Below are 23976 nucleotides of genomic sequence, written 5' to 3'. Positions count from 1 at the left end.
AATCTTACTCCATTCTATTTTCCTTACGTCGTTTCCAGATGACCCATATTACCACAGGTGCACCAATAAAAGCCGTCACCGAGTTGATGGGTAATTCCTGTTCCACGCCGGGCATACGCGCCAATAAATTACACAAAAGTGTTGTGGCAGCACCCAAGAGTGCAGCATTGAGTATCAAGAAAAAATGGTTTGATGTTTTTGAAAGCAACTTTGCCAGATGAGGTACCGCTACTCCTATAAAAATAATAGGTCCGCAAAAAGAAGTAACAATAGCTGTCATAAAACCGGCAAAGGCAATAATAAAAAACCTGGCTTTTTTTATATTCAAGCCCAGGTTAGTGGCATAGCGATCTCCCAAAGCTAATAAGTTAAGTGGTTTGCTGAGCCACGTTGCCATAAGAGCAGGAACAATGGTTATCACTCCAAACAATGATGCTCTGTCAGGTGCCAAGCGGCTAAAACTACCCAAGCCCCATATAACATAATTATGCACATCCTCTTCAGGACTATAGAATTTTAAAAGACTAACCAATGAACTACTCAGGTAGCCGATCATAACACCAATTATCAATACACTTAAGGTGCCTCCTATGCGATGCGATATAAATAAAATCAAAGCCAGTACGCCGGCAGCTCCCAAAAGGGACGAAAAAATAACTGCAAAATCTCCCCAGGCTCCCATACTGGTAAAAGTAAAACCTAAAATATTTCCGGTAAAAAGCATCACAAAAGCCACACCCAGACTGGAACCAGAAGAAATACCCAATACAGACGGTCCTGCCAATGGGTTACGAAACAGCGTCTGCATCAACAAACCTGCCACCCCAAGTGCCATCCCCGCTCCCATGGAAACAATGGTTTGTGGCAGACGTGTTTTTAAGATAATATTCTCAAACACCCGATTAGCTCCTCCTCCTGTAAACAAGATAGTCTTTACCTCATGCAAAGGAATATGAACCGAACCCAGCACTAAATTAAGTGAAGCTAAAACCACCAATAAAACAATGGCCAGCATAATCACAAACGATATCCTCCCAATTTTCTTTATCATCTTAATTTTTCGTAAAAATAAGGTGTATGATGTGGCAATAACTCCGGATGAAAATAGTGAATATAATCAGCAAGCAGTACGTCCGGCATCATACCAACCTGCTCATAATAAGGTTTTTCCCTAATATTACACAAGAGCACATTTTTAGCTTTAAAGGCCTTAAAATCTGCATATCTAGGATCTTGCTTTTTTAAATCATTCAGTGTTAATCCTGATTTTTCCGGATGAATAATACGCCAATAATCACATTCCGAAGCTTTATGATATACCGTTTCAAAATCTAAAGGGTAAGCACCTTGCTTATCATCTTTAATAAAATAATCAGCTCCAGCATCTCTAAAGTAATGGGCATAAAAACTATTTCCTCCGGGAACATACCAACTCCCGGACCGCATTTTTCCGGAAAACACAGTCGGTCGTTTTTTCACATGGGCAGTCAGCGCTTTCAGTCTTTCGTAACTTGTTTCAATACCTTCAAAAATAGAGTCTGCTTTTTCCTCTTTTCCCACGAAAAGAGATATCATCTTTATCCATTCGGCACGTCCCAGGGGTGTTTCTTCGTTGTAGGCAGCCATGGGAACCAGCGGTATTCCCAGGCTTCGCAGCACATCAAAGCCGCCCACCTTAAAAGGTGACACAAAGATCACATCGGGATCCAATGCTGCTATGGTTTCCAGGTTAAAACTTCCTTCCTTACCAATTTTCTTCACCAGCCCCGATTCAACCCTCTCTCTCATACCTTCATGTCGCAGATACCTACTACTGTTAATAGCCACAATATCGTCAATGTCATCCAAGGCAAAAAAGTAAGTCAGCTGGGTCGAAGACAGGCATATAATCTTTTGGGCGGGTACTTTTATGGTATTTAATACGCCCTGAGCCTCTGCTTCCGTTTTAACCAGCTTAAAAATATCATAGCCTCCTTGTTCTCCTTTTCTGTGAACTTTTAGCTCCATATGATCTGCCGACTTCCCGATAGAAAATTCCCTGGCATGTCTTAAAACAACCGGTTCCGTCTCTGTTTCTTTCTTTTTATTCGACTTACTTGCATCTCCATTACAAGAAGAAAGCATGCAACTCAAAAACAAAACTATCAGCAACTTACTCATCACTTTTAAATTAAATTTCAACATTTCACCAATAATTACGCCATCATTATTCGCTATATACTGCTTTTAAATGCTCCATCCATATATTTACCACCGAACTATATTCAGCCAGTCCTTTTAACACCACCTCCACCTTGAATCCTTCTTTTTCCAGTAAGCTTTTCCAGCTATCTTCCTCATCACTTGCCATATCGTTACGGGCATGATCGCCTGCCACCGACATAAACGGAGTAAGCATTACTGTTTTTATCCCGCTCTTTTTTAACTGAGGAATCGCCTCCTCCAAAGTGGGAAAACCTTCAACTGTACCCACAAAATATTTGTGAGATATTTGATTCAAATAATACTGAAACCCCGGATAATAAACATTGGCACTATGACTCGTGCCATGGCCCATTAGAAGCAAAGCTTTTTTCTCACCTATTTTTTCTTTGAACTCATCATCTATCACACGCGCCAGTTTCATATGATCTTCATGATCATACAAAAGGGGAGCACCCAATTTTGCACGCTGAATACCCTTGGGCATTTTATTAAATGCATTAACAGTGGCCTTTAAATTTTCATATTCTTCGCCGGGAATAATATGAAGCGACTGAACCGCCACCTGTGTATACCCATCTTCGCCTAATATGGCCAAGGCCTCTGCCGGAGAGTGAACATGTTCGCCTCTTTTCTTTAATATCTTTCTAATAATCTTGGACGTATAAGCCCATCGTACTTCTGTATCTGGAAATTCAGCTCTCACCATATCTTCAATATGAGTAAAAGCCAGCCTTGCCTCCGGATAACTGGTACCAAAGGTTACCAAAAGAATCGCCTTCTCCGTTTTTACATCTGCAAAAGCGGATGACATTTTAAACGATAACACCACAAACAATAATATTTTACACCAGTTTTTATTCATTATCATACTTTTAACAGCCTTCATTTTACCAGCCCAAGTTCCTTTTAAACCACTTTATACCTATTACAAACCCTGTTACACTAATGGCCAATCCCATTAAACACAGCAACACCAGAATCGTTTTACGCAATCCATCCATTTTTTTAAGCATGGGAATATCCAGCGTATGCAAAAAACGATACAACCACCTGCGTAAGCGCGTATTTCGTGTCAGGGTTTTTACTGCTTCTCCGCTGGCCGGGTCAATATATAACCAAGTATTTGCGACATCGTCCACCATTATTTTATAGGCTGGTTGAGGCAAATAAATCATTCCTGAACCAGCATAATAATTATCGTATGTGAACTGCTCTTGTATCGAAAACGGAATTTGACCTAATAATATATTTGCCTGAGACTGTATATCGCTCATTGAATAAGGTCGCTGCGAAATCACACTATCGTTATACAATGTATAAACATCCGGCTTCTGATAGTCCTCATAATAAACATGATACTGCGCCTGACCCAAAACGCTTTTCCATTCTATCTTTCGCACACCATCCTTATTATCCAATGCTTTGTAAATATTCCAAGGTGTAGTATGATGATGCATACGCAGGTCTAATTTTTGATTCCAACCCACTTTTACCTTATCTGATTTTTTTACACCAACCATCCAATCCGGGATGGAACTAACCGAAATAAGTCCACTTAAAACAAAGGTAAACACAAAAAAACCAAAGAAGAAACCCGTGATATGATGCCACTTATACCAAAACTTTTTATAGGGGGTTATACTATTCTTCGAGCGTTTTCTATAACGTATTACTCCTGCATAAATACCAGTCACGGTCATCAATATTCCCAAGGAGGCCAGTATTATCACCACCAGTCTCCATGTTTTTTCTAAAGACCTGAGTTGCTTAAAATAAATCCAATGAGGAATGGCACCCAATCGGGCACTCCATCGCTCCAGTCGCTTTGTTTCCTGAATGATCTCTCCTGTTTTGGCCGACACATACAGTACCGTATGCTCCTTATCCGCCATATAACATTTGTAAAAAGGCAACAAAGGCTTATAGTAATTCCATGGCACCCACTGACTTAGATCGTCCATCCGTTCTATCTTACGCACCGGATGGCCATTAAAAGACTCTGTTAAGCTTTGGGCATATGCCTCCGTAAACACTGGCACCTCCATTAAAGTACGTGCGTCAAATACTTTATTGCTTTTCCTACCGGAACGAACACGATAAACGGGGTTTCCATCGCTAATCTCAAGCGAAACATTCCCTTTAAATGTTTCTGACGGAGCTTGCAAGTTGGTCAATGCCTCCGGACTAAACTCTGCCAGATGCAAAAAACGCTCTTCGCGAGAAGCGTGGGGAAAGCCATCAAAAATCAACACGATTCCTGAAAAGCACCAAAACACAAATATCAGGCTCAAAAAAGAACCTGACATATTATGAATTTTTATAATCTGTTTATTAATCTGTTTCAAAATATCTTTATTGTGCAAAATGAATAGTTACGCCAGCAAAAAAAGTACGTCCGGGGTGAATGGTTCCGTAATGCGAACCATAAGGACTATCATCTACATAATCAAATACATTATCGATACCCAGCTGGGCTTCTAGCACAAAAGCACCCAAATTGGAGAACCGATGATTGGTGGTTACTTTCCATAAATCATATCCTTTGGCATTATCATCACCATTATCATATGATTTATCATCCTGAATACGCCCTATCACATTAGCATTAAAACGGTACGACTTCCAGGCATGTTCGTAATTCACCCTTACATTACCATAATTCTGCGCCACACCATCCAGACGTTCATCATTACTAAGATCTCTAGCATCCACATAGCTATATCCACCTCCCAAGGTAAAGCCAGCCCCCAATTTCGCATTCATCAAAAAGTCAAAGCCTCGCGACCGTGATTCATCCACATTGTAATGCTGGCGTCGTTTACTGATTCCGTTCTCAGCGTCACCCTCAAGCAATTCAACATCCCTATAATCTATCAGGTCATTCACTTCATTCTCATAAGCCGTTAAACTGGCCGATATCACATGGTGATTGAGCTCAATGCCTGCGGAATAAAACTGTGACCTCTGAGGATCCAAATCCTGATTACCCATATATAAAGTCCCTCCTTTTTCATAGGCATAATACAACTCTTTCAATGTGGGAGCTTTAAATCCTTGTCCATAAGTAGCTCTAAAGTTGAGACTATTCAATTTATAAAGAACAGATACTTTAGGTGTAAATGCGCCTCCAAACTCTTTATGCTTGACGGCTCTAATACCTGCCACTACATTCAAATGGTTGAACAAGGTAATTTCATCCTGTGCATAAACAGCAATGGTATGAGCTGCTGCTTCTCCCTCCTCCAAACGATCCTCCGACACCATTTTTTCTTCAGTATAATCCTCTCCTAGGGTCAACTTATTATTCTTAGAGATGGCCATCACATACTTTAAGCGTATATTATTCAAACGCTGATCATTATTAATAGACTTATCACCATCGGAATAATCTTTGTAATCTTGGTTATACCTATAATAGTAACGGAATTGGTCATAATTGTAATCCAATGAAATATAATCCTTTCTATTCAACAAATACTTAGCTCCCATTTCAAAGGTCTTATCATCAAAGTAATATCCATACTTACCCACTGACTGTGGTCTGAACATATCTTTTTCGTAAACTGAATGACCAGCATACACCTCCCATTTATCGCTGGCACGAAAGGTTAACACCTGACTAAAGGTATGATCTGTATATTTATTTTGAGCCTTTGCCTCGGTTTCCACCAAGTCATTTCCATCCAATTCGTATGGACTCAATTGCCAACCATTACTGCTTTTATGATTAAAATTTCCATTCCACGATATTTTTCCAAAATTTAAATCAACCGTATTACTTTGTTGGATCGTAGCATAATCACGAATACGGGTGGTATTGGACACATTCAGTTTTTGCTTCGATTTTTTGGTAATGATATTAATCACCCCTGCAATGGCATCAGAGCCATACAGCAAAGAAGCTGCCCCTTTTAATATTTCAATGCGTTCAACATCATCAGGGTTAATGCGACTCAAATCATTCTGTCCTCCAATATCTCCGTACATACGTTTACCATCAATCAAAACCAATATAAAATCATTGCCTAAACCATTGATTGACATAAAAGAGCCCATTGTTCCGGGGTTAAACTCGAAGGATGGGCTTATATTGAGCATCAAATCGTTAAAATCAGATGCCCCTGCATTGGCAATAGCCTTTTTACTAATAAGTTCGGTGGGTACAGGAGCCGTTTTTAAATGATGAGCCGTTCCTGTACCAGTCACCACAATCTCGCCCAAGCTATGGTCCGACTCAACCATTTCAATATTCACAACATTCTCCCCCTTCTGGAGAGACACACTTTTTTTCACCTTCTTAAATCCAGAAAATGAAACACTTAAGTCATAGACCCCTGGCTTTAACTTCTTTAATTGATACACCCCTTTGTTGTTTGTGGCCGTACCTGTTGTTGTCCCAGAAAAATAAACGTTGGCACCCGGTAAGGGCTGCTGGTTGTTTTTGAGGATGACCACTCCTTTTAGCTCAGCCTCCTGCGCATGCGCAATAAATGCTGTAAGCAATAGCATAACAGCTACATTAATAATCCTTTGCATAGTAAAAGTTTAAAATAACAACTTCACTTTGCAATTCCGTAAATCAAGAGAATAATGTAAGAACAATGAAAAACTGCTCAAAACAATAACTTCTTTCCCGGAAGCAAAATGTTTAAAATATTAAGTAATGGCAGGTCTTCTGACTTGTCCAGGTTTTTATGCCTTCCCATTCATCTGATGACAAACAGTGGCAGAAGTTTAAAAACCCCTTGTTTCCGGAATACCGGAGGTGGACTTACAGCAGCGGGAACTGTTGCAGATTTTCACTGCATTCCCTTTTAATCCAATTGTATGTTCATACAACTAAAAGAACCATTTACGGCCGCAAAATTAAGTAATTAATTTACTATTGCAATAAACAGAGACTTAATAATAAATGATTACTGAACACCCAAGGTTGAAGAGCTAACTAAATAAAAAACAAAAGAACTTTTGTTTTCAGACTACACCTGTCCATTGGTAAAAAAAAGTTAAAATACGCTTAACACTGAACTAACATTTGCTTATATTACACTATTGTAATAAATTTGTAGGCCATTTTTCACAACAAAACACAACTATAATAGGCACTTCGCTTTGACGAATTAACTTTAATAAAAGCACATCAAAATAGAATAACGATTATATATTTATAAGTGACAGATTAATGGACGGAAGAGAAAGAAAAAACATTAAGAAGGGAACAAAAGTAGCGATTCTTCAGAAACAAGATGAGCGCTCAGGACATTTAACACACGGTGTTGTTCAGGATGTTATTGATGAAGCACCCTTTCACCTGAAAGGAATTGAATGCAAATTAAAAAGCGGTCAGGTCGGAAGAGTTAAGCTCATAAAGCTTTAATACTTTCTTATTTTGAAAGATACAAACTCCCGTTCAACCAAAGTTAAACGGGAGTTTTTATATGGTAAAACACGAAGTTAACTTAGCTTACCACTACCCATTTTTCTGCTTGAGCTTTCAACTCTCCAAAGCTTTTGGCTTCCACATCATATTTTTTAAGCAGTTCCTCTACATCTCTGCATGACGCTGGCTCAACGGCAATCAATAATCCACCACTTGTTTGTGGATCACAAAGCAAACTTTTCAAACGCAAATCGGCCAAATTAATCTTATCTCCAAAGCTGTCCCAATTTCGATGGGTACCTCCGGGGATACAGTCCTGCGCAATATATTCGTCTAACATATCAAATCGAGGTATATTTTCATGCTTGATATACGCGGTCAACTTACTCCCTTCACACATCTCACGCAGATGACCCAACAAACCAAAACCAGTAACATCCGTCATGGCTTTTACCCCTGAAATTCTGGACAAATCCTGACCTATCTTATTTAACTTACTCATCGCATCCGGAGCCACATTTTTATGCTCTTCTTTTAGCAGTCCTTTTTTCTGGGCTGTAGTAAGAATCCCAACGCCCAACGGTTTTGTTAGATATAATCGACACCCCTCTGTTGCGGTATTATTTTGTTTAAGATGATTCAAGTCCACTTTTCCTGTTACAGCCAAACCAAATATAGGTTCTGGGCTATCAATGCTATGTCCTCCTGCCAGTATAATCCCAGCTTCTTTACACGCTTCACGTCCTCCGTTCAAAACCTCACTCGCCACTTCTGCCGGGATTTTATTAATGGGCCAGCCCAAAATAGCAATGGCCATTAAAGGCTGTCCACCCATGGCATACACATCACTTATGGCATTGGCCGCAGCAATCTTCCCAAACGAAAAAGGATCATCAACAATAGGCATAAAAAAATCTGTTGTACTAATGATGCCCATTCCATTTCCCATATCATAAACGGCCGCATCATCACGACTATCATTACCCACCAATAACCTATCATCCAAAACAGGAGTAACACTACTCACCAATATTGAATCGAGAACCTGAGGCGAAATTTTACAGCCACAGCCGGCGCCGTGACTATAGCTCGTTAATTTTATATCCTTCATATGTTTAAATTTAATCTTCAATGGCCACATATAACTCGCCAGAACAAAACATCAACCCATGTGGTATCAGTGTTTTCATAGCTCATTTCATGATGCTTTGCAACATGCTATCCATTAACATGTTGTTTGATATAGGCTGCGTTAACAAGAGGATCACAATTCGTCAATTCACAATAGACTATTTTATGCCTATCTCTTTTTTGCACTCCTCTCCAGTACGCTTTATCGTAGTAATTAAGAGTAAGCATAGCTACCTTAAAATAATCTTTATTCTCTAAGGCTTGCAACGCTTCTTTTACAACCAGTCCTCCCAAACGTTTGGTAATTTTAAGGATCCCTTGCTTCAACAAATCATCATCTATACCCGCATATTCCTTCACCAAAGCCAAGGCCCTTTTCTCCTTGGGAATATTCAAGAAATACACCTTGGCATCCTTCATTTTCTCATACAAACCCATAGGAATCTTCACAGCACCAATATTGTGACTTTCATCCTCAACATATACAGGCCGATTAAAATCCAGCATCCGCCATTGATCAAACAAGTTATTCTCAAACTGTTCAACAGTAGGCTGATCATCTTCACCAATAGATCCAAAAGCCGATCCTTTATGACAAGCCAGTCCCTCTAAATCAATAACCTGACATCCCTCTTCCTTTAAGCGAGATAGAATACGTGTCTTGCCACTTCCCGTATAACCACCTATCACCTTTAGCTGCATCTCAACAGTAAAACTATCCAATACAAAATTCCGAAAAGCCTTATAGCCTTTTTCAATCACCTTCACATCTTCGAACCCATTCTCTTCCAGGTGCTCCGCAAAAGCATGACTCCTCATTCCTCCACGCCAACAGTGTACTACAACTTTTTTTTGCGGTGCAACCAATGCTGCCTGTTCCACAAACCAACGCAACTTAGGAGTCACATACTCTAAACCCAAGCTCATAGCCTTATCTGGCCCTTTCTGTTTATAAACCGTTCCAACATGCGCACGTTCGGCATCGGTAAAAAGTGGAATATTATATGCTCCCACAATATGCCCTTTCTTAAATTCCCCGGGTGACCTTACGTCAATAACCGGATAGGAAGCATATGCGCTAAAATATTCATTGATTAATATATCGGTCATTGCACAAAAATACTACTTTATAGACAAACCTTAACTTACTTATACTCATTTTTCCTTTTTAAATAAGCATCATTGCTTCTTAATACCAGCCATACCACATCTCTATTAATCAATTTAGCAATAAAAATTTAACGTTCATCGACCACTGACACACCTTCATCAAGCAACAAGAACATTTACAACACCTTACGTAATATAAATAAAACACGCATACAGAATTGTTATAAAAGTGAGTTCCATATATGCATTGAAAATAAAATTTAGAGTCTATGAAAAAGTCAGTTATAATTTTAATGATCCTTACCGCAACCGTAACATTATCCAATGCCCAATTCACATATCTGAATGATATAAAATTAGAATCCGATGAAGATTATGCCGCTTATTCGGAACAAGTTTTGGATTGTAGCTATTACTTATTGATGACGCCCTACAACAAAAAAGATACAGAAAGAAAAGCTGCCACCACTTTCATTGTCAGATGGATGAAAGGGAGTCCCTCTTTAAATTTCAAGATTAGCAATAAGATAAAAGCGCTGACAGACGAAAAAGAGGAATTAATCGCCCTATACATCAGCTGTTATGCCAAACAATTATTGGAAGACGAAAAAAAATCACTCAGTCAAACTGAGTTGGAACTTAGAGCTATCCAATCACTGGCCAGTTACTGTAACAACCCTAACAATAAGGTAAAAGCAACCAAAGAACTTAAAAATATCAGTTAGGTCCATCTCATGAGGCCTTGTACACCAGCAATATATAAAACACAAACACATAACAGTCCCGGACACTTCGTGTTCCGGGACTATACATTACTTATCTGCAAATAAATTATCCACTACTTCTACCGGATCGTCATGCTTCAGTTTTTTAGAAATGGCACTATAGGGAGCACTCACAAGCTCATCACCATCCTCTATACCCTCTATTATTTCAATGAATTGAGTATCTTGAATACCCGTTATCACTTTCCTCTGCTGAATTTTCCCTTCCTCCACAACAAACACCACCTCTACCTTTTCCATCTCCACCTTCAAATCCTTTTCGCTTTCATCCATTCCTGCAGTATCTTTTCTTGTTGTTACCGATTGGATAGGAATCGTTAAGACATCTAATTTAGTATTGGTTTGTATATCAACGGTAGCTGACATGCCAGGGCGAAAAGGATAAAAACCACGTCCTTTTTCCTCCATGAGTTCTTGATAAGAAGCTGGCAGAATAAGCACTTTTACCTCAAAATTAGTAATCTGATCAGCGCTGATCCCTTCAGATCGGGCCGAGTTGGCAATTTCAGTTACCACCCCTTTAAACTTAGTTTTCAAATAAGCATCTACCTCTATCAGCGCAGTATCCATTAATGCTACGCGAATAATATCATTTTCATTCACATCCACCACTACTTCCATATTATTCAAATTAGCGATGGTCATCATGTCCGTTCCTTCAAACTGCGCAGTACCCACAACCCTTTCTCCTTTTTCAACGTTCAGCTGAGACACTGTTCCATCCATTGGGGCGTAAATGGTAGTTTTGCTAAGATTATCCTTAGCTTCATTCAACGAAGCCCGGGCATTTATCAATGCGGCTTGAGCGGCCTCTACACTAGCTTTGGCCACATTATAATCAGCCAATACCTGCTCATATTCCGACTCTGATATGGTCTGCTGTTTCCACAAAGATTGGAAACGCTCAAAGGCCAACTTTTTTTGCTGAAACTGAGCCTCCGACTGAGCCAAATTAGCTTCCGAGCTACGCACAGAAGCTTGCATTTTCTCCAGATTACGCTGATAAATATCTGGCTGTATCCTTGCCAGCACCTGTCCTTTCACAACCTCATCACCCTCTTTAACGCTCAAATCTAGAATCTCGCCCGACACATCTGACGACACCTTCACCTCCACTTGAGGCTTTATTTTTCCGTTGGCAGTAATCAGCTCTGTAAGCGTTCTTCGCTCTGCTTTTTCTACCATTACCTTATGGCGAAATTCACCTCCAACCCAACCTTGCTTTTTTGCAACAATAAGACCTATCACAACAACTAACAATGCGATAAGTGGATAAAGTACATTCCTTTTCATGTATTTAATTTTATTTTTCAATGGGCTTACAAAACTCGCCTAAAATACATTCCTCCTGTGAAAGATATTTTTTCATAGCTCGTTCAAGCATCAATAATTTAACATCTCGCTGACACACGATAACAATGTCACTAAAATATGTTACAATATACATTTTTTAATCAACCAATTAAAAACCAAAAGCACCTATCTAAAAAAACAGACAGGTGCTACCTTACCAAACTAAATACAATCAAAAAATCTGATTTCTTCTATAAAACAATAGGAATCCCTTTATAAAAATCAAGAATCTTATTTCGCAAGATATATTCATATTTCGATTGCAACAAATCCGACTGAGCCCTTGTAAAGTCAGTCTTTGCCACATTGAAATCAACAGAGTTTACCAATCCTACGCTGAATTTTTGCTCCGTATAGCGAAACGACTCCTTATACGACATAACAGCCTCATAACTTGACAAATACTTATTATAAGCAGCCAAGGCATCGGCATAAGCCTGCTGTATTTCTTTACGCAAAGCCAGCTTCTCCTGTTGCAATGAAAACTTAGCATCCAACACACTGATACGGGCATTTTTAACATTGGTACGAGTTTGCAACTTATTAAAAATAGGGATATTCAGTGACGCCCCTATATAGGTATTCTTAGTTGAATTAATCTGATCCCCCAACGAACGATTAAACCCATTAGGATCTTCCATTAACCAGTTGGCACTTGCTCCCCATTGAGCAGATAGGCTTAAACTAGGATAATAATTACTTTTAGCAATGTTCACATCAATCTCAGAGCTCTCCAATGTATAATTAGCCTTTTTAATCTGCGGCATAATATCCACTGCTATAGCATAAACCTCATCCGCCTTATTCAGCTTCATCCCCTCTATCTCGGGCATAACAGGTGACACCACATCAAAACCATCCACATTCTCCAAATCCAGTAGCTGTGCCAGATCCAATATAGATAACGCCAAATTATTTTCTTGCTGGGTAACTGTTAATGCCTCCTTGGCGGCTTGTGATTTTATTTCAAGATAACTACCCCTGGCCTCACTTCCTGCAGCTACCAATTTTAATGCCCGCTCCACCTGCTGATTGGTCACTTCATATTGCTCTTTGGCAACAGCCAGCAACTCTTTATCAAATAGTATTTGCAAATACTGACTAGTAATACGTAATGCGATGTCATTCTTTACCACCTCATTCGAAGCCAGCGACGCCATCAAGTCTATTTTGTTACGCCTCACTGTATTACGTGCACTAAAACCATTAAACACATCTACCGAAGTACCAATACCCATTCCAAAGGAACGGTTATTTACATCAATATTTTCGGCTTCTTGCTGAACCCAAGTATAACCATAGCTATGACCATAAGATGTTTGTGCATTTAAATCAGGCAAGCGATTCATCTTACTTTGCTGCAGCTCATTTTGCTGATACGCTGCATTTAACGCTTGCCTTTTTACGGTAATATTATTTTCAAAGGCATAAGAGATACACTCTTCCAATGTCCATACTTTCTGGGCATTTACATGAGTCAGACTACTAAAAAGCAGCACAACAAACAGTGGTAATATTATTTTTATCATTTTTTACTAGCTTAAAATTTTCACTTTTAGAAAAGAGCTTCCTTGCAACTTACGACTTTGGAACTTTTATTTTATCATCTTTATCGATACCAGACTTCACCTCTATTTGAATACCATCAGAAAGCCCAGTCTCTATCAACTTTTTCTCAAACTGCTGTTCCCCCACTTCTACATCCACGAATGCCGAATCGTTACTAAAAGTAATTAACTTCTCTTGAATCACAAAAACACTATCTCTTCTATCCAGCACAATATCAGCTGTAGCACTATAGCCAGATCGAATAAACTGACCATCAGTTAAAGCCACAGCGGCCTTTATTTCAAACTGAATAGCTCCATTTTCCTCCACTCCCTTAGGTGCAATAAACTCAAGCTTTGCATCATATTTCTCTTCCTCAATGGCACCTATAGACAACTCCAAGTCCATTCCCTCTCTTATCTTTCCCACTTCTGTTTCATCCACCTTACCTTGAAAAATCATATTACTCATATCCGCTAAAACAGCCACTGTGGTACCATCATTAAAGGCATTACTTTTAATCACGGAGTTACCCACCTCAACAGGAACGTCCAGCACCATACCATCAATAGTAGCCTTGATGATCGTATTGGTTTGTGCACCCATTTTTTTTGTTACACCTTCTTTTATTAACTGAAGATTGTTATCCGCGGCATTCACATCCTCCTTTGCATTTTCGTAGACCATCAGTGCATCCAGATACTCCGATTCAGCAATCACACCCCCATCAAACAATTCTTTTTTTCGTTTATACTCAATCTCCGCATTTTTAAATCCTATTTTTGCTTTATTCAACTGACTCTCGGCACTATTAACCTGAACCATCTCAGGAATAATTTGCACTTTAGCAATAATATCTCCTTTTTTCACCTGATCACCCTCTTCCACATATATTTCAGTGATAATACCAGACTCTTGCGGCTTTATTTCAATTTCCTGACGCGGAACAACTGACCCTGTAGCCACTGTTTTTTTTACAATACTCGATACCTCAACGGTTTCGGTTTCATATACCTCTGGATCCTTTTTCGATTGACTATAAAGGTAGAACACCACCCATCCGAACAAGGCAAGCAAGGCAATTCCTAACAATATCCTAAGTAACTTTTTCATTTTTTGTATATTTATTTTATTCGTGACGTAATGCTTCAATTGGTTTAATGCGAATGGCTTTCATGGCCGGTATTAATCCGGCAATAAAACCCACAAATATTAACATAGCCAGGGATGCCAATGCAATGGGCAGACCTATTTCAGGATTCAGAAAAAAAGATTCTTCATCAGGTGGAGCGGCGGCCCTAGAGGCATCCACCGCAATATCTACTATATACAACACAAAGGTTCCAAAGGCCAAACCAATAAAACCCGCTACGGTGGTTAAGAACACCGATTCAGTTAAAATCTGACCTATAATAATACTTGGACGTGCTCCGATAGCGCGCTGTATACCTATCTCTTTTGTTCGCTCCCTTACTATGATCAGCATAATATTGCTAATCCCTATCGCACCCGCAAACAAAGTTCCCAGACCAACCACCCATATCAAAATATCGATACCCAAGAAAATATAAAACATGGTTTTTATTTCATTTTCAATATCCACTTTACCTATGGCATCTTCATCATCCGGCGATAGTTTATGATTTTTTTGCAGGATAACTTTTATCTTATCCATGACATCCTTCACCTTTACTCCATCCTTGGCTGTGATACCAAAAAAGTGGACCCTATCGCCATAATTGTAAGTCTGTTGCATAGAAGTAAAAGGCATATAAACTGTTTCCTTTTTATTACTCCCTATATTAATATTGGGATTATTAGAACGAAACACGCCCACCACCATAAAATACACTCCATTTACCCGAAGATACTTTCCCACTGGGTCTTCATTTTCATCAAACATCACATCGTAGACATTTTCACCAATAATGCACACTTTTCTTTTCTGTTTGATATCCTCATCATTGATGTAACGTCCCCACAACATGGTACATGGGTCAATTTTGCGATAAGCGGGATAGTCACCCATGACATTAAAAGCGGCAGAACGCTTTCCTCTCACAATATTCTCACCACTCCTAAGATTCCATCCGTTTAATCGCGGTGAAATAACGCCTAGCTCAGGAACACCATCTTTTATCTCCATAATATCCTGATTACTAATATCCCAATGACGACCTCGCTTAAAACCTTCATAAGCTTTGGTGGTAGATTCAGCCCACATAAATCCACTATTGGTAGCAAAATCCTTGACTCCGGCCGTTATTCCATTCTTAAGCCCATTGCCTGAGCCCATCATAACCACCAACATAAATATGGCCCAGAATACACCAAAAGCAGTCAGTGTACTACGTAATTTATTTTTCCTTACGGCATTTAATATTTCCTGCCATCTATCTCTGTCAAACACGGTTTGTAGTTTTAGATTAAAAATTTATTCGTCGTGCAACGCCTCAATGGGGCGAATAGAAGAAGCTTTGCGAGCCGGGATATAACCAGCCACAAGGCCCGCAACCACAAGAATTAACAAAGCCCAAACGGCCACTGAAATATCTGCTGATGGATTCCAGAAAGCACGTTGAATATCGCCCCCTGCATTTTGCAATCCCATACTTACCAAGGACAAAATTCCGATTCCCGCAACCAAGCCAAAGAACCCTGCAAATGCAGTTATAAAAACAGATTCCGAAAGAACCAGCCGAATAATAGATAAAGGCGTTGCACCAATCGCTTTTCGGATACCTATCTCTTTGGTTCTTTCTTTTACCAAAATAATCATGATATTACTCACGCCAACAATTCCTGCTATAATGGTCATAATACCAATAATCCACACAAAAAATCTTATTCCGGTAAAAACACCCTGCGCTTGCTTAAAATGCTCCAAGGTATTCCAAATACCCAAAGCCTGCTTGTCTTCAGGAGATACCCGATGACGCTTGGCCAACAAACTTCTTACTTCTTCTTCAATACGCTTATTTTCGGCCACAGTAGTAGCATTGGTTGCAATGGCCATTTCTCCCAACTTATTAATACCATTAAACACCCGCTGAGCAGTAGTTAGGGGCAAGTAGACTCTTTTACGCTCTTTGTCTTCAGGATCCGTAAACACCCCCACCACCTTAAAAGGCACACTGTTCACTCGAATATATTTTCCTATGGCATCCTGCCCATCTTTAAACAATGTTTTTTTCACAGGCTCCGAAATCACGATGGTTTTGCGGTATTCATCAATGTCCAGCTGATTGATGAAACGTCCTTCGTCTTGATGAACGATCTGAATTTTATTAAATGCAGGCATTACCCCCTCCGTCCGGTAAGTACCAAATTCATTCTGATATGTAACCCTAGCTTCTCCGCTAATATAAAAACGTCCTGATATATGATCAAAATCATCACCTAACCTCCTCTTCAGTTCCACAACATCCTGATCCGTAAATTGGATTCTCCGTCCGGCTTTCAAGCCATCATAAGCTACTTGTGTTCTTCTACTCCAGATCCACAAAGCATTTTTGGAAGTACCACTAAAGTTGTTTTCCATCCCATTTTGCAAGCCCTTTCCCGATCCCAGTAAAAGTATCAGCATAAAAATACCCCAAGCCACACTGAAACCTGTCATGATAGCCCTTAGTTTATTTTGCCGTAAGGTGGATAGTATTTCTTGTATATAATCTAGCATGATATAATCTTATTGTATGGTTTATACCGAAGGAGCTTGTACTTTTTCAATCAGATTAGAATTGGTATGATTAGATTCAATAAGACCATCCTTTAGGCGAATGACACGGTGCGTTTTCTCTGCAATATCATTCTCATGGGTTACTATAATCACCGTGATACCTGATTCATTGACCTCTTTCAGGATATCCATCACTTCATACGAAGTCTTGGTATCCAATGCCCCGGTAGGCTCATCGGCCAAAATAACCTTGGGCTTAGAAATAAGAGACCTGGCAATGGCAATCCTTTGTTTTTGTCCTCCCGAAAGTTCACTGGGTAAATGTTCACTCCACTCTTTTAAGCCCAATCTATCCAGATACTCCAAAGCCATCGCATTTCGTTTTTTACGACTCACGCCCTGATAGTATAATGGCAAAGCCACATTCTCCATTGCATTTTTAAACGAAATAAGATTAAAAGACTGGAAGACAAACCCAATATATTTATTCCTAAATTGAGCTGCCCTTTTTTCATTCATTTTTTGAATAAGAATATCGTTGAGATAAAATTCTCCCGAATCATAATTATCTAGTATTCCAACAATATTTAACAATGTTGACTTTCCCGAACCAGAAGATCCCATGATAGATACCATCTCTCCCTCTCTAATATCCATATCAATACCTTTAAGTACATGCAAGGAATTGGCTCCGGTAATATAAGATTTGTGAAGCGACTTGACTTTTATAATGCTTTTACTCACCTGATAAAGTTTTAGTTAATATGCGATTGCAAAAAGAAAACATAGCGTTCTCAAGCACATCCAACGAAACAAGCTTTGTTCCAAAAAACCTATCTCTCTGAATGTCTGACTTTTGTCATATAACCATTGGTGAGTACTATATACAATAAGTGTACAGTAACGAAACAACACTGTCCGAATTCGAACAAAACACACACTTGCTGGGCAGCGCAATGAACCCAACTCAAAGCCCTGGACAAACAAAAACAAATAATAAAAACATTTTATCAATACAGGAAACACCTGTATTGATTTTTTTCAATCACTAACCCTAGACACATGCCAAAATCCGGTTCCATAGGTCAACAAGCTAGTAAAAACAAGACTGATAACAAATGATAAAAAAGTAATGTTTGAATCTGATTTTGGCAAGGAATAATATTCCAGCAATAAGGCGTAAACATTAGAAATGATAAATTCTACAATAAGTGTTGCCAACAATAGTAGCAACGTAAAAAGTAAAAATCGGATGCTTATTTTCATATAATTCATAACAAAGATTTTGTAATTAGTTAACCTTCGAAAGCTAAATTACACTACTAGCTCCAATAATACCTATTTTTAGGCGTGACAAATGCGTGACAAGAGTGTGACAAATGCGTGACATAGGGCAACACATTGCATACCAACACCTTAAAAACACATCATCCACAAACATCTTTACTTACAAAAGCGAATATCTTACTTTAAAAAAACAGTTTTAAGCGAACAAAAGACGAAATCTGCAATACATCACTCCCTTCCCACTCATGGGAATATAGCTGAAAGATACCAGAAAGAGACAACTGCTCATTCAAGGAATATTCTATAGCAGGAGAAACATAAAAGCTTTTTAGCACCGGAAAAGAAAAGCCTACATAAGCCAAGGAAACATCTAACGATGGAGTCACAGGACAACCAACACTTAGCATATAAGAGTGCTCCGTAACACTTAATTTTTTAATGGATGACGTATAAAAGATCAGACTCCCAAAATCCTCAAATGAACTATTCAAATTACTGGAATAAAGATATTCTCCCCTTACAGTCAGAGACTGATGAAAAGTATAATTTGACCCCACGGACAAAACAAGAATATCATCGTTCTTTTGGTTGATTGGTGACAAAAAAGAAAGTTCTCCATAAAAACCAGCATCTGCAACACTCCCGCTCCATCCAGCTCCCAATAGGTAATCTTCTTGATTCATTTGACCTGCCAGCAACTGAAAATCATAACCTGCCTTACTAAAACCATACAACAGAGCGGAAGTCACTTTAGCACTCCCATCAACTTTTAACACTGCCTCAAAACGCTGCTCATCATCTACATCATACGTCAAATGCAAGCCGTCCATACGGGGGCGTTCCTCGTAATCAAAATCAAAATATGAATATGAATTAAAAACATCATTGGGATTCCAGACAAGACTTTTGCTCCAACTAACCCGTTGTCTACCAGCCTCCAACTGCCACTTACCCCATGAACGCTCGTAACTAAGACGATCAATTACGGTATTGACCACAAAGCTTTTTGATGATCCCCAATTAAAACTCATATCCACCCAGCCGGGATCGTTGTTCAGATAAAACTTATACAAGGGGGTATGGCGCACTGTTTCTCCTAAAAAAAAACGATTACGAACCTCTATACGAATACTACTATACTCATTGTTGGAATAATTTAAATGAATTCGGTTATGAATCAAGTTATCCCAAAGCTTATCTGACTTTCTTTGCCACGTGTACGAAGGCATCTCAGTTACATATCCCGACACCTGGAAGGGAGCCTGCCCATAAACATCTCCTAAAAAAAGAGATGCCATCATAAAAATTAAAACCAGAATAAACTTAATATTCTTTTTTATCATCATTCATTACTTTACTACATCCTTTATCGTTAATCCTCTGCCCATCACACTCTTCATCCCTTCATTACCTCTATCAATATAAAGATTTACCACCTATACATCATAACTCCTTACTTGACATAAGGCAAAGTTCACCCCATCATGCCAAGATATACAACTTTTAAAACAAAAAAAACTCTTATTTCTCGACATAACAACTACCTGTAGCAATCCGTAAAAAACAAACATTAATCAGTAATAGTTTAGCTTAAATTTCCCTATTAATAAACGAATTGGTATTTTTGTTGCTCACAACTCATTCACAAATATTCTTAATTATTTTGAAAAAAGGCATCGTTTTTAAATCAACAGGCAGCAGATATCTGATAAAGTCAGACGAAGGGGTATTTGTAAAATGCAGCATCAAAGGTAAGTTCCGGATGGATGGCATCAAGAGCACCAATCCCGTTGCCGTAGGCGACATTGTGCACTTCACCATTGATAAGGATAGTGACATGGGTGTTATTTCAGAAATAGCAGAGAGAAAAAATTACATTATACGAAAAGCCTCGAACCTCTCTAAACAGTCACACATTATCGCTTCAAATATTGACCAAGCCCTGCTACTTATCACGGTCAATTACCCTATTACCACCACTGTTTTCATCGACCGCTTTTTAGCATCTGCCGAAGCCTATCGCATACCTGTTAAAATGGTTTTTAATAAAATGGATCGCTACGATGATGCGCATTTAGATAACGTAAAAAAACTAACAGACATATACGAATCCATTGGTTACCAAACTTTTAGAATATCAGCCAAAACACAGGATGACCTAAGCGTGATGACAGACTTATTAAAGGATAAAGTAAGTGTTATTTCCGGCCATTCCGGTGCAGGTAAGTCAACCTTGATTAACAGAATACAGCCGGGACTCAACCTAAAAGTAGCAGAAATATCGAGCATTCACCAAAGTGGAAAACACACCACTACCTATGCTGAAATGCACGAACTTGATTTCGGAGGAGCTATCATTGACACTCCTGGAATACGAGGATATGGGCTTATTGACATTGAAAAAGAGGAACTTCACCATTATTTCAAGGATATATTTGAACACTCCCACCACTGTCAGTTCGGAAACTGTACGCACATACACGAACCCGGGTGTGCCGTTAAAAATGCTGTAGAAAATGAAAGCCTGGCATACAGCCGATATCAAAGCTACATCAACATTTATCAATCGAACCAAGAAAAATATCGGTAATAAGTTTTAATTTTACTTATCGATCCATACACTATATATAACAGATACCAATTCATGAAACGTACCTTAATTTTTGTGATAGGCAGCATCGTTTTTCTTGTGGTGTCTAATATCTATTATTACAACGACACCTATAACTGGCAGATTGACACACATAAAAAAGTGCTGGAAAAGGATTTATCCACCTGTTCCGAAATTTTATCCGATTACTTTTCTGAAGTAGAAACAAGTATCATGCTAATGCTGAACGAAGAGGAACTGGGTGGTTTATTCAATATTAAGTTACAAAACCAGGAAGTCCAAAAACGCATAGAACTACTATACAACAGATATAGTAGTGTACTCAATAAGCTGGAGGTATATGACAACAAAGGACACTTTTACGCCCTTTCGAATGATCCCAACCAAAACCTGATTACTACTTATGGCAAAAATAGCCGCATTGAAGAGTTTAAACCACGGTTGGTTCTAAATAAGAAAAACATTATTTACACCCAACCCCTAGCCTCTGATTCTCACATATTCGGCTACGCAATTTTCACTATAAACCTTCATGACTTTTACGATAATTTATTTCGCAATTTCCACATAGAAAATCATGAATTTCAATGGCTTATCAACTCCAACAAAGAGATTATCTACTCCTCTTTCCCAGATCTACAGCTCGTAAAGCCCAAGTTATTTCCTTTACAAAGCAAAGCTACACCCTACATACATATGCTCAAAAGCAATGGTCGCACTTTTAAAGTAATGTCCTTGGCTCAAAACGTTCCACTCAGCAAAAACAATCTCACTTTGGTTTTTTCAATGCCCATTAAGGCCATTACTTCCTCCATTGCTCGTAATTCTTTTTTTGTTGCAAGCATCTCTTTTGCCGTTATTCTACTCATCGCACTGGCATTTTACATACACCTCTCCAAAAATAAAGAAGCCATTCTCCGTTCATCACAATCCAAAGGAGCTCTCAATAAAATATTACACTACCTCCCTCTCGGCGTAATTCTAACAGATAGTGAAAATAAGATCAAGTTTGTCAACAAGGCTGCCCTCCAAATATTTGGTCATGAGAACGAAGATGTGCTAATAGAACAAACAGCATCGGATCAGGTACTATTTGAAAGAAAAAAGATGATTCGAAAAGATGCGGTATCTCAAACCTCCAACAGATACATCTTTAACGCGGGGAACGAAAATGAACAAGTGATTGTTAGTGAAAAGAACATCTTCTTTAACCAAGAAAGCAAAAATTACATCCAGTTTTTTATTGAGATATCCGGCATACTACCTGCCGCACATCCAGAAAGTTCCGAAAAAGCAAAAACCAACTTCATTGCCAACATCAGCCATGAGCTCAGAACCCCGCTTAACGCCATTATCGGAATGACCGACCTCTTACTCTCAACAAGTAAGATAGAAGTTGCTGAAAACGAAATGCTAAGGGTGGTCAAACGATCGGCCGATACCCTTTTGGCATTGATCAACGACATTCTGGATTTCTCAAAAATAGAAGCAGGAAAACTGGAAGTTGAGTCCATTCCCACAGATCTAGCTGCGGAAATTCAGGAAACTGTCAATGCATTCACCCCCATTGCCCAGGAAAGAAACATAACTCTTACCACACATCTGGAGGAAGCGCTGCCCCATGATTTCATGTGTGACCCTTTACGATTCAGACAAATACTCAACAACCTGATAGGCAATGCTATTAAATTCACACCCGAGGGAGAGGTTCGCCTATCGGTCTCACGATCAACAACCCTCAACGGTAACCCTGCACTTACATTTTGCATTAGCGACACCGGCATTGGTATACAAAAAGATAAGCTAGTAACCATCTTCACCCCCTTTGCACAAGAAGACGACAGCACAACACGTAAGTTCGGTGGTACCGGATTAGGCACTTCTATCTCAAAAAATTTAGTGAGCCTAATGGGAGGAGAGATTTGGGCCAACAGTCCGTCTAGCATATCCAAAAACCCTCATTACCCGGGCACCGAGTTTTGCTTCAACCTACCCTTTATTACCAAACACATTAACAAAGGCCTTGATTTTTCATATATATTTTCCTGGGCGCAGATCACCACGCTTATTGTATCAGACGAAACCCTACAGGTGCAAAATATCATCCAAAATCTGCTGGCTTTGGGCATCAACCATAAAATAATGGCACCTTCACAAGAAACCATCTTATTTTTAAAAAACAAGCCATCCATCCAGCTACTGGTAATAGACCAACGGCCTGATTTCAATGGACTTGACTTCCTGCAACAAATATACAACAACAATCTGCACAACAACTTTCTCATCCTTCTGCAGAGTTCCGATTTTCAAACCATGAACACACAGCTAGGCAAAAGACTTGGTGCCGATGCATATCTACGTAAACCCGTTAGGCTAAGTAACCTTAGACAACTTATATTAAGACATTTCCCCAATATAAAATCACAGAACAGCCTCACCGGCAAAGTGGTTCCAGATCATATAAAAATACTGGTAGCCGAGGACAACCCCTTCAACCAACGCGTGGCACAAAACCTATTTCGCAAAATAGGATACGAGATAGACATGGTAAGCAACGGAAAAGAAGCCGTTGAAAAGGCAAAAAACAACAGCTATAACATCGTTTTTATGGATTTGATGATGCCTGAACTGGACGGCTTTGACGCATCAAAAGAACTCAAATGTCGCGACGAGAGTTGTCCAATTATTGCCATGACCGCCAACAATGACCCCCAGCAAAGAGAGCTGGCATTTAAAGCAGGCATGGATGACTTCATAGTCAAACCAGCACAAAAAGAGGAGATAACACGCATGCTTATCAAGTGGTGTTCCTACTAAGAAAGGCATAAAAACAATAAACCCCGTACCTAGGGCGTTTGAAATAAAGCACAACAGCAAACACACAAAT

General features: G+C 39.2%; 18 protein-coding genes and 1 riboswitch. Of the genes, 4 read left to right on the top strand and 14 right to left on the bottom strand.

The genetic code is table 11. From position 1 onward, the window contains the following. Window positions 1-4: 4 nt before the first annotated feature. Genes CYTFE_RS0121155 through CYTFE_RS27530 form a run of 5 tightly spaced genes read right to left on the bottom strand, consistent with a single transcriptional unit; the run spans window position 5 to window position 6741 of the window. Window positions 5-1051 (bottom strand): FecCD family ABC transporter permease, encoded by a 1047-nt coding sequence (locus CYTFE_RS0121155; RefSeq protein WP_044212196.1) that lies wholly within the window; start codon window positions 1049-1051, stop codon window positions 5-7. Then, window positions 1048-2184, bottom strand: a complete 1137-nt coding sequence (locus tag CYTFE_RS0121150; RefSeq protein ID WP_244880343.1) for an ABC transporter substrate-binding protein — start codon at window positions 2182-2184, stop codon at window positions 1048-1050. The genes CYTFE_RS0121155 and CYTFE_RS0121150 overlap by 4 nt, the downstream gene beginning before the upstream one ends. 22 nt (window positions 2185-2206) lie before the next feature. Then, the gene (locus CYTFE_RS0121145) at window positions 2207-3067 is read right to left on the bottom strand and encodes a sirohydrochlorin cobaltochelatase (RefSeq protein ID WP_200871213.1); all 861 of its coding nucleotides are present in this window, start codon (window positions 3065-3067) and stop codon (window positions 2207-2209) included. 25 nt (window positions 3068-3092) lie between these two features. Then, the gene (locus tag CYTFE_RS0121140; protein ID WP_044262978.1) at window positions 3093-4511 is read right to left on the bottom strand and encodes a PepSY domain-containing protein; all 1419 of its coding nucleotides are present in this window, start codon (window positions 4509-4511) and stop codon (window positions 3093-3095) included. Window positions 4512-4557: 46 nt separating this feature from the next. Then, on the bottom strand, window positions 4558-6741 hold the full coding sequence (locus tag CYTFE_RS27530) for a TonB-dependent receptor (protein ID WP_052343339.1): 2184 nt from the start codon (window positions 6739-6741) through the stop codon (window positions 4558-4560). Window positions 6742-6853: 112 nt separating this feature from the next. Beyond that, a riboswitch (cobalamin riboswitch) is annotated at window positions 6854-7073 on the bottom strand. Between the two features lie 314 nt (window positions 7074-7387). Here CYTFE_RS27530 and CYTFE_RS0121130 point away from each other — a divergent pair. After that, window positions 7388-7582: a YwbE family protein gene (locus CYTFE_RS0121130; RefSeq protein ID WP_027473456.1), complete on the top strand. Its 195-nt coding sequence runs from the start codon at window positions 7388-7390 to the stop codon at window positions 7580-7582. An 82-nt stretch (window positions 7583-7664) separates the two neighbouring features. Here CYTFE_RS0121130 and selD read toward each other — a convergent pair whose 3' ends face one another. Together selD and mnmH are read right to left on the bottom strand one after the other, a co-directional pair. Then, window positions 7665-8696: a selenide, water dikinase SelD gene (gene selD / locus CYTFE_RS0121125; protein WP_027473455.1), complete on the bottom strand. Its 1032-nt coding sequence runs from the start codon at window positions 8694-8696 to the stop codon at window positions 7665-7667. Window positions 8697-8803: 107 nt separating this feature from the next. Then, on the bottom strand, window positions 8804-9826 hold the full coding sequence (gene mnmH, locus CYTFE_RS0121120) for a tRNA 2-selenouridine(34) synthase MnmH (protein WP_027473454.1): 1023 nt from the start codon (window positions 9824-9826) through the stop codon (window positions 8804-8806). Between the two features lie 269 nt (window positions 9827-10095). On the opposite strand from mnmH, the gene CYTFE_RS0121115 reads away from it, so the two are divergent. Then, window positions 10096-10551, top strand: a complete 456-nt coding sequence (locus CYTFE_RS0121115) for a hypothetical protein (RefSeq protein ID WP_027473453.1) — start codon at window positions 10096-10098, stop codon at window positions 10549-10551. Between the two features lie 87 nt (window positions 10552-10638). On the opposite strand, the gene CYTFE_RS0121110 is transcribed toward CYTFE_RS0121115, so the two are convergent. The 7 genes from CYTFE_RS0121110 to CYTFE_RS27525 form a co-directional block, all read right to left on the bottom strand. Beyond that, window positions 10639-11904 carry an efflux RND transporter periplasmic adaptor subunit gene (locus CYTFE_RS0121110; RefSeq protein ID WP_044212207.1) on the bottom strand — a complete coding sequence of 422 codons (1266 nt, stop codon included), beginning with the start codon at window positions 11902-11904 and terminating at the stop codon, window positions 10639-10641. A gap of 251 nt (window positions 11905-12155) precedes the next feature. Beyond that, the gene (locus CYTFE_RS0121100) at window positions 12156-13493 is read right to left on the bottom strand and encodes a TolC family protein (protein ID WP_027473451.1); all 1338 of its coding nucleotides are present in this window, start codon (window positions 13491-13493) and stop codon (window positions 12156-12158) included. 49 nt (window positions 13494-13542) lie between these two features. Then, window positions 13543-14625, bottom strand: a complete 1083-nt coding sequence (locus CYTFE_RS0121095; RefSeq protein WP_027473450.1) for an efflux RND transporter periplasmic adaptor subunit — start codon at window positions 14623-14625, stop codon at window positions 13543-13545. A gap of 16 nt (window positions 14626-14641) precedes the next feature. Next, complete coding sequence (locus CYTFE_RS0121090; protein ID WP_027473449.1) at window positions 14642-15922, bottom strand: ABC transporter permease; 1281 nt, start codon at window positions 15920-15922, stop codon at window positions 14642-14644. 24 nt (window positions 15923-15946) lie between these two features. Further along, on the bottom strand, window positions 15947-17191 hold the full coding sequence (locus CYTFE_RS0121085; RefSeq protein ID WP_027473448.1) for an ABC transporter permease: 1245 nt from the start codon (window positions 17189-17191) through the stop codon (window positions 15947-15949). Window positions 17192-17212: 21 nt separating this feature from the next. Next, the gene (locus tag CYTFE_RS0121080; RefSeq protein ID WP_027473447.1) at window positions 17213-17935 is read right to left on the bottom strand and encodes an ABC transporter ATP-binding protein; all 723 of its coding nucleotides are present in this window, start codon (window positions 17933-17935) and stop codon (window positions 17213-17215) included. A gap of 725 nt (window positions 17936-18660) precedes the next feature. Then, window positions 18661-19824: a hypothetical protein gene (locus tag CYTFE_RS27525; RefSeq protein ID WP_052343338.1), complete on the bottom strand. Its 1164-nt coding sequence runs from the start codon at window positions 19822-19824 to the stop codon at window positions 18661-18663. A 317-nt stretch (window positions 19825-20141) separates the two neighbouring features. Between CYTFE_RS27525 and rsgA the strand changes: the two genes are divergently transcribed. Further along, window positions 20142-21068, top strand: a complete 927-nt coding sequence (gene rsgA / locus CYTFE_RS0121065) for a ribosome small subunit-dependent GTPase A (RefSeq protein WP_027473445.1) — start codon at window positions 20142-20144, stop codon at window positions 21066-21068. 54 nt (window positions 21069-21122) lie between these two features. Continuing rightward, a complete protein-coding gene (locus CYTFE_RS0121060; protein WP_027473444.1) occupies window positions 21123-23906 on the top strand; it encodes a response regulator in 2784 nt (927 codons plus the stop codon). Window positions 23907-23976: the final 70 nt, after the last annotated feature.

The organism is Saccharicrinis fermentans DSM 9555 = JCM 21142, assembly GCF_000517085.1.
In the GTDB taxonomy this organism is placed as follows: Bacteria; Bacteroidota; Bacteroidia; order Bacteroidales; family Marinilabiliaceae; genus Saccharicrinis; species Saccharicrinis fermentans.
This window is presented reverse-complemented; position numbering and strand designations above follow the sequence as displayed.